We start from the raw sequence: 16,999 nt of genomic DNA, 5'->3' as shown, positions 1-16,999 counted from the left end.
GTGCAAGATTGCTAGATTATCGATTCAACAATAGAGGTCAATCGCCTATGAATACTGCTCATAATATGACCAGAGTCTATGCAGCAGAAGATGCAAATCCTTGTCGAGGCCGGGTTATTTGGAAGCCTAGTAAGTCTGCTTGGATTCTTAGCATGTATATCGGCGCTATAGTCGGTGGATGGCTAACCTTTAGTTGGCAAATGTTTGCTCTTTTTGCTGTGACAAGCGTATTCACACTGTGTGCAGGCCATTCGGTTGGCATGCATCGACGTCTCATTCATAACAGCTTTAATTGCCCGAAGTGGCTAGAGTATGGTCTGGTTTACTTCGGTTGTTTGGTTGGACTAGCTGGACCCTTTTCTATTATTTATATGCATGAGCTGCGTGATTGGTCGCAGCGACAGCCCCATTGCCACGATTATTTTGCGAGCCGTCAACCTTTGTTTAAAGACTGGTTCTGGCTGTTAAACTGTGATATTCGTCTAGAGCATCCCCCTACTATTCGATATGAACCCAGGATTGCCAACGACAGAATTTATCACCTGCTAGAAAGAACTCGCTTTTTACAACAGATCCCCTGGGCAGTTTTGTTCTACTTTATGTTCGGTTGGGGCGGCGTGTTTTGGGGTATTTGTATGCGTGTGAGCGTTTGTACAACCGGACATTGGCTGATGGGCTATGTGGCCCATCGCTGGGGCGATCGCACTTGGGATGTTGCTGGTGCAGGTGTGCAGGGCTACAACGTTCCTTGGTGTGGACTGATTACGATGGGCGAATGTTGGCACAATAACCACCATGCGTTTCCCGAATCGGCAAAATTAGGTATCCATCCTGCTCAGGCAGATCCCGGATGGTGGCTGATTTGTCTGTTGCACAAGGTGGGACTAACTTGGGATATTCAGCATCCTGAAACGCTGCCTAATATAGCAAAGCGCGGATGCATTCGCACTTTGCTATGGCATTTTGCGCTGTATGACAAGGGCTGTAGCCTTCCGTGTTGTAGTAAGCAAAGTGCGGAAAGCTATAGAACAAATCTGGTCAGATCTTGGTGCTATAGACCGCAAACCATCGTGGGTATGCAGGTTATGCGAGAGATCAATAGCCTGCGTAAGTACTACTGCCCTTTCCGTCCACGTTTCTAGAGATAACCTTACAGTCAGATCGAGATTACATTCGGAACGGTTGAGTGTTAGAAACCCGTCAGTTCAAAGCATCGCTGCCATTTTTCAATTTATACAACAAAGCCTCTATGAGCTGCACTTTAGCCAAGTGACTAGCGCCATAGAGGCTTTCTGTTAATGACCATTTATCAAATAGTCATTACTGAAGTTAGACGTTTACTGAGTCCGAACAGTCTGACCTCTTGAGTTAGTTCGCCCATCAGAGATGTTCACAGGCAGAATGTTTCTTTCTTGTGTTAGAACCGCTTGACCTCTCGCGTTCGTATATGGATCAGACTCCCAGACGCTGCCCGTAGCTGGCAATTTTACAGCCTGGCCTCTGGCGTTGTTCCAAGTGCTAACGCTGCCGCTGTCATGGCTATCTGTACTCGCTGACGATGAATTTGAATTTGGTACGGAGCAGCCGTACACTGTGATCGATACCGCACAAACGAGCAGCACAGCAGCAGAAGGGAGCTGACGTGGAAGCTTGAATTGTCTAATATTCATTATTAGCCTTAATTCGATAATCAACAAACGAAAGTAGACGAGTACAAATGACTGTCTACGGAGGCTTCTCAGATCTGAGTAGTCAAAATTACGCGCTTTGTCTGTAAGGTTTCGGATGCTAATTGCTATGCGAGGCGACTTTTAATATTTTTATCAGAGACTGCATAATTTCAGTATATCTGTGCCGACAGCTTGTGCAATCCAAGCAGCTCACTTAAACGAAGCCGCTGTACTACCGTTCGTCACATGCTCTCCAACAGCGAGATATCTAAAGCCAATTACCCAACAGCACATAAGGAGCCCAGTAGGAGGGATGGCCATAGTTGGGATGCGTGACCAGCTTGAGCTGAGCTTGCCGTAGCGCTTGAGATTTGGAGAAAGAAGGATTTTGCATGAGCTGACGATAAAACTCGATCATCAGAAACGCATTAGAGCGGTCATCAGTACTCCACAGAGACGCGAGGGTACTTCGCGCCCCTGCTCGAACCGCGACACCGGCTAATCCTAGGGCTGCTTGTTCATCGCCTTCTGCCGTTTCACAGGCGCTTAGCGCCAGTAGCTCGATTGGATCGGGGCGCGCCTGCCGGGTTTGTAAGATTCTGTCTAGTTCGTCCATCGTCATTCGGCGATCGCTACTGCGAATAAAAGTCTTGTTTCGATCAGAGCTAAACTCGCCGTGCGTAGCTAAATGCACAATATCAAAAGGCGTTTGCTCAATTTCAGTTTCTAGAGCCTGTGCGGTGAATGTCTGGTTTAGCAGTACCGTTGTTTGACTCACTTCTTCAACGATGCCCTCTTTTTCTACCTCTACGGCTTCGAGCGAGCTGAATCCCTCAACTGAATCACTCAGCCCCGCGAACAATAATCGTAAGCCCTGACGCTCTATCGGCTGAGGATTAAATAGCTCTAGCCCTGGGGTCAGCGCCACACCATAGGTTTCGACTAGATAGTGGCTGCCATCGTAGAGTGCCGCCATAGGAATGTTCTTAAGAAAGCCATCTAGCACAAAAACCAACGTACTAATTTCTTCCGCTTGTAGGACTTGTTCTGCTGGGCGAATCAGCCAGTCATAAGCCCGTTGCGAGAGCGACTGAACTGATTCAAGACTGTCGGGCTGCGTGATTTGGTGGCGTAGCTCTAGCAGCGTGCTTTCTACCTTGTCCTGGGCTATCTGCGTCGAGTAGTGGAGCAGTTCACTCTGATCAGGCAGCTTCAGTACAATTTCAAGACTGTCCGATAAAATAATTGGGTAAACGACGGCTGCTAGTGCGTTGGTTGAGCTTTCAGCGAGTGCTGTTGTTTCTTCTACAACTTGGTCAATAGCAATTGGGACGTCGAGGCAAGCTTCCCGGAAGAAGTTTTGTAGTTCTACCGTTTGCAGAGACTCTAGTGCGTCTCTGGCAGCAGTCAAGTCTGCCTGGCTAGGTTTGTCCACGACTGGATGAAGCAGTAGCTCAATATGCTCTCGATAGGCAGGTTCGACATTTTTTCGGAAAGAGAATTGCTGATCTGGGTTGATAGAGGCGATGTCTAGTCGCAGAGACTGTAGTGTTTCGATGGCTTGCCTATAGAGATTGATTGCTTCTGTTCTGTTTTGTTCTAACTTTTCTGCTGGTGCATTGCCCTGCTCAAATTGCGTTTTTAGAATGCGGCCAAGCTGCCACTGCCACAAATAGGTCACATCGGTCGCATTGGCGGCGGTTGAAAGCTGTAGAGCCTGCTGAGTTAGCTCTTTTGCAGATGACCATTGACGAGTATTCTCATACAGCCTGCCGAGTAAGCCTAGCGCGTATGATTGAGTCCGCTGGTCGCCGAGCTGCTGACTTTGTTTGACGGCTGTAGATAGCAGCGTCGCTGAGCTTAACGGTTCAGCATCGGCGTTGGTTTTGCTCAAACTCTCAGCTAGATTAATTCGAGCGTAAACGGCTGTTCGGCTGAGAGGCAACGCTTCTATCTGCGCCTGAATGGTAGGAACAAGCTGCTGAGCCTGTAAGAACCGTTCCATTTCAACTAGCAGACTCATCTGGTTGAGATTAGCCTGTAGCTGCGTTTTCGATGAGCTGGACGTATCAGCCGCCTGTTGATACCAGCCGAGCGCAGTTTCATTCTCCTGCTCAGCGCGAGCGGTGTTACCTAAGCTAACCTGGGTCAGCGCCATTGACTCAGCAGCCTCCTCAGCGATCTTTGAGTCAGTTAATAGCTGTTGTGCGATCGCCAAACTATCTCCTAGCTGCACTTGAGCTTCTTCCAATCTGCCAACGACTCGCAGCCCTTCACCCAGCTTACGCAACGCCGTAGCTTTATTCAGCGAAGCTGGTTGTGTGGCTAGGGACTGTGCTAATTGGTCAAGGAGGGTTAGAGATTTTTGGTAGAAGCCCAGCGTTTGTAAAGCCCGACTCTGGTTAATTCTATTTTGAGTTAGACGATTAGAGGCATCCGGCGCATTGCCTATTGCGTTGTCTGGCGCTCCGTCTATTGCTCCGTAGTATTCAGCCGCCTGTTGCCACCTAGTCAGCGCCTGCTCAGCCCGTCCCTGCGCGAACTGTAGATCTCCTTGAATGTCTAGCACCTGAGCGAGCCCAGAGCTGCGATCGCTCGCTTGAGCAGACACATCAGTCAGTAGCATTAGGCTGGTTTGGATAGCATCATTTGCCTGTGACCACTCTCCTATCTGGCGATAGGTTAATGCCAAATTACTCAGCGCGATCGCCTGACCTGAGGTATCGCCCTGCTGTTGATAAGACGTCACCGCCCTTTGCAGCACAGCGACAGCCTCTGTAAACCGTCCCGTTTCATACAGTGATCTGCCCTGCTGCTCTAACTCTTCAGATGGGTAGGGCACTTTAGATAGATAGGGCGCTTCAGATGGGTAGGGTGATTGACTCACCAAAGCAGAATCAGATGAAATGGCGGAGTAGGCTGCGAACCGAGGTACCAGGCATATACATAGGCAAGTCGCGATCGCCAGCAAGCAGAATATAAGGCGCTGCGATTTTCTACAGAAGAGACTGCACCGACGCATATATTTCCTAATCATGTATTTCTCAATATCTCAGCAGTAGAGATATCGCTAGAGAGGTGAATTACGTATAGCAATCCGCTGATGCATTAGTGGATTGTCTTAGTGCGCGTTTCTTAGTGCGCGTTTTAGTGTAGATGCAGGTGCCCGATTCTATTATCTCATTAGCTCCGCTGCAACAACATTACGAAATTGCAAGGATAAGAGTCCACAGGAAAGAATTTCATAGCGCTTCGTAAAGCGATCGCATTTTCTCTCGTATCTATAGCTGTCGTTACTTGAGCTGTCGTTACTTGGCTGAGATGCAGTTTTCAAAGCTGAGAGCTATCATCGCCTTTGAAAGTCATCACCTTTGGTAGAGTCTCGCATCAGCAGACTAAAGATACAAATAAATAGTACATATTTATTATCAATGACAAAATGGCTATACAAGATCTGCGTAAGAACAATACGATGGCACATATCCTAGATGCGCTAGATGATGGAACTGACATTGGACACTATGGACGGCTTACCCTAGCAATGGTGGCTCAATATTTCGCTGATGAAGAAGAGCTAGTAGCGCAGCTGCAAAAGGATAAAGATTTCAGTGAGGAAGAGGCGAGATCGCTATACCAACAGGTCACCAGCAAACAGTACAGCCCGCCTAGCCGTGACAGCATCCTAGAGTGGCAGTCCAAGCAAGACTTCCAGATTTGCCCTGATCCTGACGATCCTGACGCGGGTAATGTGTACCAGGATCTAACTTTTCCTAAGAACGTTTATGAGAGTATCTCCGAATATAATGAAGAGAAAAGTTAGAAGGAGAGAATATTTGAAGGGGAAAGCCAACTGTTCTCTCTTCAAACATCCTCTTTTTACAATCTAGAGACATCTATGACGCGCTCATCTATTCAACCCTATCTAGTCACTGCTGAGCAGATGCAGCAGATCGAGCAGCAAATCTTTGATAGTGGGATGCCTGTAGAGGCGTTGATGGAAAAGGTCTCAGCCAAGATTACTCAGCGCTTTATCAACTGGTTAGGAGAAGAGCAAACGAGGGTGGGCGTTTTAGCGGGGCCAGGTCATAACGGCGGTGATGCTCTAGTCGTAGCCCGAGAGCTACACTTCCAAGGCTATGAAGTGCAGGTTTATCAGCCATTTTCTAGCCTAAAGCCGCTAACCGCGCAGCACGCTCGCTATGCAAAGAGTTTAGGCATTGCTTTTGTAGATTCGATGCAAGATCTGGCAGGCGATGTAATTATTGACGGCTGGTTTGGCTTTGGGCTGACGCGACCTATTGAGAGCGACCTGGCCGCTGATATTGCCGCGCTCAATCAGCAGGGCCGTCCAGTTTTCAGTATTGACTTGCCCTCCGGGATTCACACAGATACAGGGGAGGTCATGGGGACGGCGATCAAAGCAAACCGCACCGCTTGCTTGGGTCTGTGGAAAAGAGGGTTCATGCAGGCGCAGGCACTGGCCTATTTAGGTGAGTGTGAGCTAATTGATTTTGACATTCCCCTAACGGATGTATCAGCCGTGCTAGGCGATCAGCCTGTGGTGCAGCGATTGACGGCTGAGCGAGCGATCGCATCTCTCCCACTCAATCGTTCAGCAACGGCGCACAAATATACCGCTGGTCATCTGCTGCTAGTTGCCGGATCTCGTACCTATGCTGGCGCGGCGCTACTGTCTGGGTTAGGCGCTGTGGCTAGCGGCGTCGGTATGCTGACAGTCGCTGTCCCAGAGTCTATTCGTCTAGCGCTATTGCCGCAGCTACCGGGCGCTTTGCTAATTGGCTGTCCAGAGACAGATGAGGGGGCGATCGCTGGTTTTCCGGCAGGCTTTGAGATTGATAAATATGACGCGATCGCCTTTGGCCCTGGCCTGACCCCTACCGTGCCAGCGCTGCTAGAAACAGTACTATCCGCCAACTGTCCGCTGATCTTAGATGCCGATGGACTGAATCTACTGGCTCAAGATGCGCCGATTAAAAAGCTGAAATCTAGATTGATGCCGACTGTGCTAACGCCGCATGCAGGAGAATTCAAACGGCTGTTTCCTAACCTGCCAAACGATGCCACACCTGGCGCTGTCGTTCATCAGGCGGCAAAAGAGAGTGGCGCAGTGATTTTGCTAAAAGGGCCGAGAAGTGCGATCGCCACGCCCGTTCAGCTTTGGTTCAATCCACACAGCACGCCAGCCTTAGCCAGAGGCGGCAGTGGCGACGTCTTAACCGGGCTGATGGGTGGCTTATTGGCAAGTACGACCAAAGCAGCTAGCGCCGAAAAGCCAGTTGCAGAAAAGACGAACAGCTCACGAACGTTCACTTCGCACACTTTAGAGGCTGTTTTAGGCGCGGTATGGTGGCACTCGCAGGCGGCAATTTATGCTAGTCAAGATCGTACTGTTCTAGGCGTTGATCCGCTACACCTGGCTCGTAATCTCAATCTAGGTCTGCAGTCGGCTTTGCCGAACACTATTCCTTAGCCGATCGCTTGCGCCGAAAGGTCAGCCAGGTGCGCCAGCTCAACAGGCACAGCATCAAAAGCGTCAGCGGCACGACGATCAGGTTAATTGATCCTGTCCAAATAGAATCCGGGTCCGCCGCATTAGCAACCAGATAGCCGACATACAGTACGTAATAGCACAGCAGCAAAATACCTTCTCGCCGAGAAACCTGGTTGTCAGTAAAAAAGATTGGCAGACACATAATCGCCACCGCCAGCATGACCGGAATATCAAACCTCTGAGCTGAGTTAGAGATGTAAATGCCCGTATCTGATACCGCGCTGGTTAGCCCTAAAACCACCAAAATGTTGAAAATATTGCTGCCGATGACATTGCCAACGGCCAAATCGCGCTCTCCTCTAAGCGTCGCCATGACAGAGGTCGCCAACTCTGGCAGAGAAGTCCCTAGCGCAATGATAGTTAGCCCAATAATCAGTGGACTAGCCCCTAAAAGGTCGCGATCGTAACAGCGCTCTCAACTAACCAATGAGAGCCTGTGACCAGCATTGCCATGCCGATGAGAAATAGAACTGCGCTCAGACCCGTTTCTTTGATAGAAAGCGATCGCGCGCCAAACTGTTCATACTCATCTTGAATCACGGGATTCTTCTCTTTCCGGCTTTGCACCAGCAAAAAGAGAGTATAGGCAATTCCGCCTACAAACAAAATCAGGCCATCAGAGCGGCTGAGCTGGTCGTCTAAACCAAAGAACATCATTAGCGCCGACACGCCGATCATAATCGGCACGTCCAAACGCACTAGCTGCTGCGCGACTACCAGAGGAGCAATCACCGCTGAAGTGCCCAAAATCAGCAGCACATTGCAGATATTACTGCCAACCACATTCCCCAAAGAGATATCGGCCTGACCGCTGAGACTCGCATTCAAACTGACGGCTAGTTCTGGCGCACTCGTCCCAAAAGCCACCACCGTCAGGCCGATAATCAAAGGAGGGATGCCAATCGTGGCAGCTAGTTTAGACGCGCCTCGAATCAAAAGCTCTGCGCCCAGCACTAACAAAGCTAGGCCCACGACTAAAGAAACAACCGTAAAAGTACTCATAAGTGCCGTAGTTTTCGAAGGCCGTAGTTTTCAAAAGCCGTAGTTTTCAAAAGCCTCTGAACCACCCGTTCAGCGCTGTTGCCTCCTCACTTATATCAAATTACCTGGCTATAAGTGACAGTCAGTTCGATCAAAAACTCTAGTTAGAATGACTATCACTGCCGCAAAGCGCATACCTTTCATCGGCATCTTTAAACATCAAGGATATCTCTAATTCGTGTCTAGTTCTGATCTTGCACCGTGGCGATCGCCGCTTTCTAGAGCCCTGCATCGCAATCGCGCCCAGCCATTTTGCCGTTTTTTGCAGCTTGCTACCGTTCGCCCAGGCGGTATGCCCGCTAATCGCACAGTCGTGTTCAGGGGGTTTCGAGCAGCGTCAAATCAGCTGATGTTTATCTGCGATCGCCGCAGCGAAAAGCTAGATCAAATTCAGCAAAACCCAAACGCAGAAGCCTGCTGGTATTTCACCAAAACCAGAGAGCAATTTCGCCTACGCGGCCAGCTCACCCTCATCACGGCAGACACATCGGCGACTGACCTAGTCAAAACGCGCCAGCAGCTCTGGCAAAAAATCTCAGACAATGCCCGGCTGCAGTTTACCTGGCCCCAACCAAAAGCTGCCCGCAACCAGGATAACAGCGCCTTCGACGCCGCCTTACCAGACTCGCAGACCCCGCTAGACACGTTTTGCGCGCTCCTGCTAACCCCTGAAGCCGTAGATCATCTTTCCTTACGCGGAGAACCTCAAAATCGAATCATCTATCACCGATCTCAAGCAAGCTGGACTGCCACGACTGTCAATCCTTGAGTCGCCATCCGCTCACCTAGACCCTAAAAAATTAGAAGCCGACCTAAAGCTATAGAAGATTCGACAAGATCGTCACCTATGAAAATAACTTCCTCGTATTCATTTTCTATCAAGAACAATACTGTGATTTTTCCTTCCTTCTATTGCTTGGCTAGCGATTGGGAACTCATCAAAAGCTTTGAGATTGCTTTTTGCCCGCATTATCTTTGTATCTGCACTATTTTTTGCCTGCACTATTAAATAAATAAATTAATAGGAAACCTCGAAAGTAGAAAGAATCAAGAGTAGGCAGAGTCGGTAAACTCCCCGGTTTGATATCTGTGATACAAAACGAAATGCGTATATTTCTAATTCTAGGATATAGCTCAAACGATGCCGCCGTTGCTTCTAGCAGAATGGCATAGACAGCAAACGTTGAATCCGATACCATCGCCTCTGTTGCCCCACACCTAGATCTGTAAGGATTTTTCTCTATGTCGCGTTCTATTCGATTCTCTAGAAGACAGGTTGTACGTGGCTTGCTAGCCACGACTGCTTTTGGCGCAGCGACTAAGCTCAGCGGCTGTTCCCCGTCCTCAGAAGCAGGTGACGATACCAGTTCAGCGGCGGGCGGCAGTGAAGAAGTCATCGTCGGATTTATCTATGTCGGCCCCAAGGATGACTTTGGCTATAACCAGGCCCATGCAGAAGGCGCACAGGCAATGGCCGCTGTTCCTGGGATTAGGATTATTGAGGAAGAAAATGTTCCTGAAACCTCGGCGGTGCTAGAAACGATGCGTAGCATGATCGAAATCGACGGCGCAACGGTTATCTTTCCGACCTCGTTCGGGTACTTCGATCCGTACATGCTAGAGATGGCCGCAGAATTTCCAGAGGTGCAATTCTTCCACGCTGGCGGACTCTATCAAGAGGATATTCATCCTAACAACGTCGGCAGCTACTTTGGCTATATCGACGAGGCTCAGTATGTGAGTGGCGTTGTTGCCGGACATATGTCTGAAACCGGACAGCTAGGATTTGTAGCAGCCATTCCTATTCCTCAAGTCTTACGTAATATCAATAGCTTTACGCTGGGCGCTCGGTCGATTAACCCAGCGGCGACCACGCAGGTGATATTCACAGGCGGTTGGGCAGAACCTATCAAAGAAGCAGAAGCGACAAACAGTATGGCCGATCAGGGCATTGATGTGATCAACTGCCATGTCGATAGCCCTAAGGTGGTGATGGAAACAGCTGAAGAAAGAGGGCTGTATACGGTGGGCTACCATGCCAATCAAGCGCCACTTGCGCCTACGGGCTATCTGACCGGGGCTGAGTGGGACTGGGAAAGTATCTACACCGCTTTAGGTCAGCAGTTTGTAGAAGGTAAAACGCTGATGGCAGGAGATATCGACCATGTTTTGAGAGGTGGGCTGGCTGAAAATTTCTGTAAGCTTTCGCCCTATGGCCCGGCGGTTACCGCAGAAGCACAGGCAGATGGGGAGGCGGCCAAGGAAGCTTTAGTAAATGGTGATCTGGTGATCTATAAAGGTGAATTAGATAGCAACGACGGAGAAGCTATCCTTGCCGCTGACGAAGAGTATGAACAACAGAATATAGAGCTAGAGAAAATGGACTGGCTAATCGAAGGTGTTAAGGGCAGTGTGGGCAGCTGATGAGTTATTCGCCACCACCCGCTTCAAGGCAGGCTTCGGATCTAGGCACAACTGAGCCCAGAGATAATGGCCCTAAAGATAACGGGCCAAAAGATAATGAGCCAAAAGAGAGTGGGTTTCTTTGGCTGCGATCGCTAGAAGCTATTGTTCTACCCATTGCGGCACTTTTAGTCGCGCTGCTAATTTTCGGTGGGTTTTGTGCGCTAGCAGGCGCTGACCCAATTGGGGTCTATCGCTCTATTTACAAAGCTGCTTTTGGTAGCTGGAGTGCGTGGCAAAATACGCTGATTAGAGCGTCGCCGCTGATGCTAACGGCGCTATGTACCCTGCTGCCCGCCCGGTTGGGTCTAGTCATCATCGGCAATGAGGGCGCTCTGGTGATGGGCGGTCTAGGGGCGGTTTTGGTCGGTCTGGGCTTAGGCGATGCGTTGCCTGCTGGGCTGGGGCAGATGACGATGGCGATCGCAGGGATGGTGTTTGGCGGCGCGTGGATTATGTTAGCGGGGGCATTGCGGCACTATCGCGGCGTCAATGAGACGATCAGCTCGCTGCTGCTGAACTATATTGCGATCGCCTTTCTAAAGCATCTCGTAGAAGGTCCTTTGCGAGACGCCAACTTTGTTACCAAACCCTCTTCTGCCGAACTCGATCCGACCCTTTGGCTAGGCACCTTGCCCGGCACTCGCATTCATTTCGGCTTGCTCTACGGCCTGATTATCTGCATTCTGGCCTACATCTTGATCCAAAGGACCACCTTTGGCTTTGCCACCAGAGTCACTGGCAGCAACATCAGAGCCGCTAAGATTGCTGGGCTTCCGGTCGGTAAACTCACCTTAGCCATCTGCTTTCTAGGCGGCTCAGCCGCTGGACTCGCCGGCATGATAGAAGTCGCCGCCGTCCAGAAACGAATCAACGAATCTCTAGTTTCTAACTATGGCTATGCTGGCATCCTAGTAGCCTTTGTCTCTAGGCAAAACCCACTGGCTACTATTCTAGTGGCCATACTGCTGGGCGGCATTTTAGCCAGCGGCGGTATTTTACAGCGATCGCACAATCTGCCCGATGCCACTGTCCTTGTCTTTCAAGGAATCGTTTTCCTCTGCGTTCTCTTCAGCGACTCCCTCTACGGAAAAATCCCCTACTTACGATCCACTACTAGATAAGACATTCATCATAATCCACTCTTCGAGAACGCTAAAGACAAATGAGAAAGACAAAGCTCTAAATCATCGATTGTCCCTTCATCCTTCTTCTAAATGTCTCCTTTCCTTACTCTCCTCATTGGTATTCTAGCTGGCACCCTGCGCGGCAGTGCTCCTTTTCTCTTTGTCAGCCTAGGAGAATGCATCACAGAAAAGAGCGGGAAAATTAATCTCGGGTTAGAAGGCACGCTGCTGATGGGCGCGATGTCTGCCTATGGCGTTTCTTATCTCAGTGCGCCCACCGTAGGAGAGTTTTGGGCACCGTGGTTAGGGGTCGCCGCCGCTGGCATCTCTGGAATGCTGTTAGGCGTGATTCACGGGTGGCTTTCACAGCAGCGGCGAGTCAATGATGTTGCCACTGGCATTGCCATGATTATCCTGGGCAGCGGGTTGGCGTTCTTTTTGGGCAAACCGTTTATTCAGCCCCAGGCACCACAGCTATTGACGTTCGATCTAGGCGGCTGGAGCGATTCGTCTCAGGTGCAGTCGACGCTGAGAATTAGCCCGTTGTTTTTGATCGGAGTTGCGATCGCGCCCTTCCTACACTGGCTTTTTCGCTCTACCCGCTGGGGCCTCTACATTCGAGCAGTGGGTGACAGCCCACAGGCCGCCCTCGCAATGGGTATTTCCCCCTTCAAGGTGCGGATGCTCAGTATTATGGCAGGCAGCTTTCTAGCGGGTATTGGTGGGGCTTGTTTGTCTCTCTATTATCCTGGCGTATGGACCGAGCGCATCTCTAGCGGACAGGGCCTGATGGCCGTTGCTCTAGTGATTTTCGCCCGATGGAATCCTATTCAGTGTCTGTGGGCGTCGTTGTTATTTGGCGGCACGCAGGCGATTGGCCCCGCCTTTCAATCAATCGGAATTGATAGCTACTACTACCTATTTAATGTGGCTCCGTATGTGCTGACATTGCTAATTATGATCATTACCTGCTCTCCGAAAAAGACGCTAGCTGGCTCACCAGGCGCTTTGGGAATGGAGAATGAGGATTGACAACAGACAGAAAAGAGAAAAAGCTGGGGTCATAGATGTCGTGGGTTTATTCGTAAGGGAAAACCAATGTCTGAAACGCTAAAGCTCGCGGTCAATGGCACGCTGATGCGAGGATTGGCGCTCTGCCCAAATCTGTTGAACGTGGGTGCAACGTTTGACAGAGAATCTCAAACAGAAGCAACCTATAGGCTGTGGACAATAGACGATAGCTATCCGGCCATGATCAAAGTGCGTGAGGGCGGAGTGGCGATCGCGGTGGAAGTTTGGAACGTGCCTCTGGCTGGATTAGGGGTTGTTCTTTCTCAAGAACCACCTGGACTAGCGATTGGAAAAGTGATGCTAGCCGACGGCGAAGAAGTTCTAGGTGTGATCGCAGAACCGCTGACGGTAGAAGGGAAGAAAGAAATTACTGAGTACGGCGGCTGGCGGGCCTATCAAGCCACCTTGTAGCTGACTCAATTAGACCTACTCAACCGAACTGGCTTAACCAAACTTGCTCAACCTGACTCAATCAACCAAACGGTTTGAGCAATCTTTGAGATCCGTAGAATCACTCGTACGACAGCAATCATCGTTGATTCGTGGACTATAAGTGTACGGAGAATACTGAGTGCGAAATCATACATCTCGTTAAAAATGGAGGCAATCCGCTTCGAAAAGATACTGATAGATTCAATATGTTTAAACTCAGCGCCTCCAAGAAAACCCTACGCAAGCTGGGGCTTGGTATGGCTACGGTGCTTGTAGCTGTAGCTGCTGGAAACCAAGCTCAAAGCCATGCCCGCAGCCATACTGGGGAGATCGCAGAGATTTCTCAAAGCGATGTTCAGCGCGTCATTCAAGGTGATAGTACCCCAGGTGATATCTATATGGCGGCTGGACCAGACTGGTTGAGTATCGAGGAAAGCATAGTCGCAGAGCACAGCCGCGTTCGGCAAAATCCACAGAGCTATATTCCTATCTTGGAAGACTATCTTGCCAGTATGGACGCACAGGGTAATATTCCTGGTGGGTGCGGTCACAATTGTACGCTGCTGACGCATGAAGGGCGGCCTGCGGTCGAAGAAGCGATTGATTTTCTGCGATCGCAATCCCCCGCTGGACCTGTCAGTAAGTCCAGTCAAGTCGCCAGCGTTGCTAAAGCCCATGCTACAGACCAGGTTCACGGTGCGACAGGGCACAACGGCTCAGATGGCAGCAGTTTCTTTGACAGGCTTAACAGCTTTGGCATCCAAAGCTCAGGTGCTGGAGAAAACATTGCCTACGGTCCTACTACAGCTCGCGACGTCATCATGAGTTTGATCGTTGATGATGGCGTTCCGGGCCGAGGACATCGAACCAATATCTTCGCAGACGATTGGACAGTCGCGGGCGCGGGCTGCGGCCCCCATGCCACCTTCCGTACGGTCTGCGTGATTAACTACGTAGCTCAGTAGCGCTTGATAAGCGTTTGATAAGCGCTTGTTAGTAGTGTTTAATCATGCGCTCTAGCGATTTGCACTGCTTTTGGCAGAGTAATCGGTAAAGCGCTGAACTCAGCTATCTTGCCTAGGAAGATATCACTTAAAGAGACAATCATTCCCCCTGACGAGAGCGCAGCCTTCTAAGTACTGCGCTCTTTTTTTGATTTTCTGCGCTAGTGTCCGGCCATTCTTTGCCCAATCACTGTGATGTCAGCATCGGCGATCGCACTTTCATAAACTAGCTTGCCATCGCTGATTACTAGAATGCGATCGCACAGTTCCAACAGTTCATCCAAATCTTCACTTACCAGTAGCACCGCTACGCCACGATCACGAGCCGCTACAATCTCATCATGGATAAACTCCACTGCTGAAAAGTCCAATCCAAAACAAGGATTTGCAGCAATTAGTAGCTTAACCGACGCTGAAGAAAGCTCTCTAGCTAGCACCGTTCGCTGTACATTGCCACCAGAGAGGTTGTTGATCGGCGTTTCGACAGAAGGCGTTTTGACCGAAAAGGTTTGAACTAACCCTTGAGCCATTTTGCGAATTTCTTTAAGCACTAGCCACCACTGCCATCGCGCTTGAGGCGGCTGATCAAAGGTTCTAAGCGACATATTTTCGGCTACGCTCATTCCAGGCGCACAGGCATTCTTCAAAGGCTCTTCGGGCAGGGCATAAACCTGATGGCGAAACATTTCAGCCCGAGTCGCTCCGTAAGGCTCTCCATTGACAGTAATAGTGCCTTTGACTCGCGATCGCTGCCCGGAGAGCACCTCCACTAGCTCCTTTTGACCGTTACCAGAGACACCTGCAATCCCCACAATCTCGCCACTATTGACCGTCAGGTTGATGCCATCAACCGCGACTAACCCATTATCTCGGTGAGCCTTGATACCTTTGAGCGATAGGGTAGGCATACCGACGGGGGTAGATTTGAAACCACTAGTATTCTGAATACTTGAATCCTGAACACTGCTAGCCCCGCGCGCGTGAGTAGAAGATTTAAAATTAGTAGAATCTTGAGTACTGTTTGATGTTTCTTGTACAGCGGCTTTTTGCTCAACAGTTTGAGCGACTTTAGATTGAGTGACCCTAGCTTCGCCTAGCATCATCCTTGACATATCTGAGACAGAAAGCTCGCTGACCTGACCTTGGCCAACCCGCTCACCTTTACGCAAGATAGTCACCTCGTCGGCGAACGACAGCACTTCCTTGAATTTATGGGTAATCAACAAAATGCTAAGCTTGCCTTTGATCACTTCTTGACGCAACAGACCTAGCACTTCATCTGCTTCTGCTGGTGTCAGCACCGAAGTAGGCTCGTCTAAGATCAGAATCCGATGCTTCAGATAAAGCTGTTTTAGAATCTCTAGCTTTTGCTTTTGTCCCGCCGCTAGTTGAGCAACTGGCGTTTTTAGATCTATTTGGAAAGGAGAATTCTCTACAAAGGTTTCCAGCGCTAAAAGCTCTTGCTTCCAATCTATGACCAGTGGCGTATCGTAGCGAGAAAGCACTAAGTTTTCGGCAACGCTCATCGAAGGCACAGAGGTAAAGTGCTGATAAACCATCCCAATCCCGTTGGCATGAGCGTCTTTTGGACTTTTGATCGATTGAGCTTGATCGCCGATGTACACCTCGCCCGCTGTCGGCTGATAGAAGCCCATCACGCACTTTACCAGGGTGCTTTTGCCTGCACCGTTTTCCCCCAAGAGGGCGTGGATCGTACCAGGCGCTAACGACATGGACACGCGATCGAGAGCGACAAAGCGACCGAAGCGTTTTGTCATATCCACTACTTTCAACGCCTGTGGTTTCTCTGGCACTAGTTCTGGCACCAGTTCTGTCGTGGATTCTAACGTTTTGTCTGAGCTTACCTCTGTAAATGCCATTTGCTTACTAGTCCTTCAGCGCCTGAATCAAATCGCTAGATTGGGCAACAGCGCCAAAGACGCCGCCCTGCATTTTTATCATCTTAAGCGCAGCGAGATAGTTGCCATAGTCTGTTGCACCTGTACAGTCGGATAACACTAGGCACTCATAGCCGCGATCGTTGGCCTCGCGCATGGTTGTATGAACGCACACATCTGTTGTAATTCCTGTGAGGATGAGATTTTGAATCTTCTTACGACGCAGCAACAGATCTAAGTCGGTCGCGAAGAAAGCCCCTTTACCCGGCTTGTCGATAATAGTTTCTTCGGATAGCGGCGCTAGCTCCGGGATAATTTCCCAGCCAGCTTCACCTCTGACTAGGATGCGTCCACACGGGCCAGGGTCGCCGATGCCAGCGCCAATTTGTTGCGATCGCCACTGCTTGTTTTCGGGCAGGTCAGATAGATCTGGTCGATGTCCTTCTCGGGTATGCATAATCGTATAACCTAGCGGCCTCATCACACCTAGCAGCTGCTGCAAAGGCTTAATTGGGGCGCGAGTCAGCGATAGGTCGTAGCCCATCTTATCGACATAGCCATCCTTTCCGCAGAAGTCGGTTTGCATATCAATAATCATCAGCGCCGTATTCTCAGGTCGCAAATCGCCATTAAAAGGATAAGGATAGGGGTCTGAATTGACATAGCATCCCATAGTCAAGCAGCCTAAAGTAATCGTTCAGTAGAGCTAATCCAGCGCAGG

14 protein-coding genes are annotated in these 16,999 nt (G+C 49.9%); 9 read left to right on the top strand and 5 right to left on the bottom strand.

From position 1 onward, the window contains the following. The first annotated feature begins 47 nt into the window (after positions 1-47). Positions 48-1,142: an acyl-CoA desaturase gene (locus IQ256_RS05770; protein ID WP_193854600.1), complete on the top strand. Its 1,095-nt coding sequence runs from the start codon at positions 48-50 to the stop codon at positions 1,140-1,142. A 796-nt stretch (positions 1,143-1,938) separates the two neighbouring features. Here IQ256_RS05770 and IQ256_RS05765 read toward each other — a convergent pair. Further along, positions 1,939-4,557: a CHAT domain-containing protein gene (locus IQ256_RS05765; RefSeq protein ID WP_193854599.1), complete on the bottom strand. Its 2,619-nt coding sequence runs from the start codon at positions 4,555-4,557 to the stop codon at positions 1,939-1,941. A gap of 552 nt (positions 4,558-5,109) precedes the next feature. Here IQ256_RS05765 and IQ256_RS05760 point away from each other — a divergent pair. Together IQ256_RS05760 and IQ256_RS05755 are read left to right on the top strand one after the other, a co-directional pair. After that, positions 5,110-5,490 carry a hypothetical protein gene (locus tag IQ256_RS05760; RefSeq protein ID WP_193854598.1) on the top strand — a complete coding sequence of 127 codons (381 nt, stop codon included), beginning with the start codon at positions 5,110-5,112 and terminating at the stop codon, positions 5,488-5,490. Between the two features lie 75 nt (positions 5,491-5,565). After that, positions 5,566-7,161, top strand: a complete 1,596-nt coding sequence (locus IQ256_RS05755; RefSeq protein ID WP_193854597.1) for an NAD(P)H-hydrate dehydratase — start codon at positions 5,566-5,568, stop codon at positions 7,159-7,161. On the opposite strand, the gene IQ256_RS29465 is transcribed toward IQ256_RS05755, so the two are convergent. Next, positions 7,151-7,579 (bottom strand): sodium:calcium antiporter, encoded by a 429-nt coding sequence (locus tag IQ256_RS29465; RefSeq protein WP_255516186.1) that lies wholly within the window; start codon positions 7,577-7,579, stop codon positions 7,151-7,153. The two genes, IQ256_RS05755 and IQ256_RS29465, sit on opposite strands and share 11 nt — an antisense overlap. Positions 7,580-7,629: 50 nt before the next feature. Then, complete coding sequence (locus IQ256_RS29460; RefSeq protein ID WP_228024609.1) at positions 7,630-8,244, bottom strand: sodium:calcium antiporter; 615 nt, start codon at positions 8,242-8,244, stop codon at positions 7,630-7,632. 217 nt (positions 8,245-8,461) lie between these two features. Between IQ256_RS29460 and IQ256_RS05745 the strand changes: the two genes are divergently transcribed. The 6 genes from IQ256_RS05745 to IQ256_RS05720 all read left to right on the top strand — a co-directional run bounded on the left by IQ256_RS05745 (position 8,462) and on the right by IQ256_RS05720 (position 14,341). Continuing rightward, a complete protein-coding gene (locus IQ256_RS05745; protein WP_193854596.1) occupies positions 8,462-9,052 on the top strand; it encodes an Npun_F5749 family FMN-dependent PPOX-type flavoprotein in 591 nt (196 codons plus the stop codon). Between the two features lie 473 nt (positions 9,053-9,525). Then, positions 9,526-10,707 (top strand): BMP family ABC transporter substrate-binding protein, encoded by a 1,182-nt coding sequence (locus IQ256_RS05740; RefSeq protein WP_193854595.1) that lies wholly within the window; start codon positions 9,526-9,528, stop codon positions 10,705-10,707. After that, positions 10,707-11,870 carry an ABC transporter permease gene (locus IQ256_RS05735; RefSeq protein WP_228024608.1) on the top strand — a complete coding sequence of 388 codons (1,164 nt, stop codon included), beginning with the start codon at positions 10,707-10,709 and terminating at the stop codon, positions 11,868-11,870. Before IQ256_RS05740 ends, IQ256_RS05735 begins: the two co-directional genes overlap by 1 nt. Positions 11,871-11,963: 93 nt before the next feature. After that, positions 11,964-12,905, top strand: a complete 942-nt coding sequence (locus IQ256_RS05730; RefSeq protein ID WP_193854594.1) for an ABC transporter permease — start codon at positions 11,964-11,966, stop codon at positions 12,903-12,905. A 66-nt stretch (positions 12,906-12,971) separates the two neighbouring features. Next, positions 12,972-13,355, top strand: coding sequence for a glutamyl-tRNA amidotransferase (locus IQ256_RS05725; protein WP_193854593.1), 384 nt, complete (start codon positions 12,972-12,974; stop codon positions 13,353-13,355). Positions 13,356-13,582: 227 nt separating this feature from the next. Then, complete coding sequence (locus IQ256_RS05720; protein ID WP_193854592.1) at positions 13,583-14,341, top strand: CAP domain-containing protein; 759 nt, start codon at positions 13,583-13,585, stop codon at positions 14,339-14,341. 200 nt (positions 14,342-14,541) lie between these two features. Here IQ256_RS05720 and IQ256_RS05715 read toward each other — a convergent pair whose 3' ends face one another. Both IQ256_RS05715 and IQ256_RS05710 read right to left on the bottom strand, forming a co-directional pair. Continuing rightward, a complete protein-coding gene (locus tag IQ256_RS05715) occupies positions 14,542-16,260 on the bottom strand; it encodes an ABC transporter ATP-binding protein (protein ID WP_193854591.1) in 1,719 nt (572 codons plus the stop codon). Positions 16,261-16,267: 7 nt separating this feature from the next. Beyond that, on the bottom strand, positions 16,268-16,951 hold the full coding sequence (locus tag IQ256_RS05710; RefSeq protein WP_193854590.1) for a cysteine hydrolase family protein: 684 nt from the start codon (positions 16,949-16,951) through the stop codon (positions 16,268-16,270). Positions 16,952-16,999 lie beyond the last annotated feature (48 nt).

The sequence above is a fragment of the cf. Phormidesmis sp. LEGE 11477 genome (genome assembly GCF_015207105.1).
Taxonomy (GTDB): domain Bacteria; phylum Cyanobacteriota; class Cyanobacteriia; order Phormidesmidales; family Phormidesmidaceae; genus Phormidesmis.
This window is presented reverse-complemented; position numbering and strand designations above follow the sequence as displayed.

Coding starts and splice junctions, on each gene's coding strand:
- IQ256_RS05770 (WP_193854600.1), top strand. CDS start 48: ATGAATACTGCTCATAATATGACCAGAGTCTATGCAGCAGAAGATGCA.
- IQ256_RS05760 (WP_193854598.1), top strand. CDS start 5,110: ATGGCTATACAAGATCTGCGTAAGAACAATACGATGGCACATATCCTA.
- IQ256_RS05755 (WP_193854597.1), top strand. CDS start 5,566: ATGACGCGCTCATCTATTCAACCCTATCTAGTCACTGCTGAGCAGATG.
- IQ256_RS29460 (WP_228024609.1), bottom strand. CDS start 8,244: ATGAGTACTTTTACGGTTGTTTCTTTAGTCGTGGGCCTAGCTTTGTTA.
- IQ256_RS05740 (WP_193854595.1), top strand. CDS start 9,526: ATGTCGCGTTCTATTCGATTCTCTAGAAGACAGGTTGTACGTGGCTTG.
- IQ256_RS05735 (WP_228024608.1), top strand. CDS start 10,707: ATGAGTTATTCGCCACCACCCGCTTCAAGGCAGGCTTCGGATCTAGGC.
- IQ256_RS05730 (WP_193854594.1), top strand. CDS start 11,964: ATGTCTCCTTTCCTTACTCTCCTCATTGGTATTCTAGCTGGCACCCTG.
- IQ256_RS05725 (WP_193854593.1), top strand. CDS start 12,972: ATGTCTGAAACGCTAAAGCTCGCGGTCAATGGCACGCTGATGCGAGGA.
- IQ256_RS05720 (WP_193854592.1), top strand. CDS start 13,583: ATGTTTAAACTCAGCGCCTCCAAGAAAACCCTACGCAAGCTGGGGCTT.
- IQ256_RS05715 (WP_193854591.1), bottom strand. CDS start 16,260: ATGGCATTTACAGAGGTAAGCTCAGACAAAACGTTAGAATCCACGACA.
- IQ256_RS05710 (WP_193854590.1), bottom strand. CDS start 16,951: ATGGGATGCTATGTCAATTCAGACCCCTATCCTTATCCTTTTAATGGC.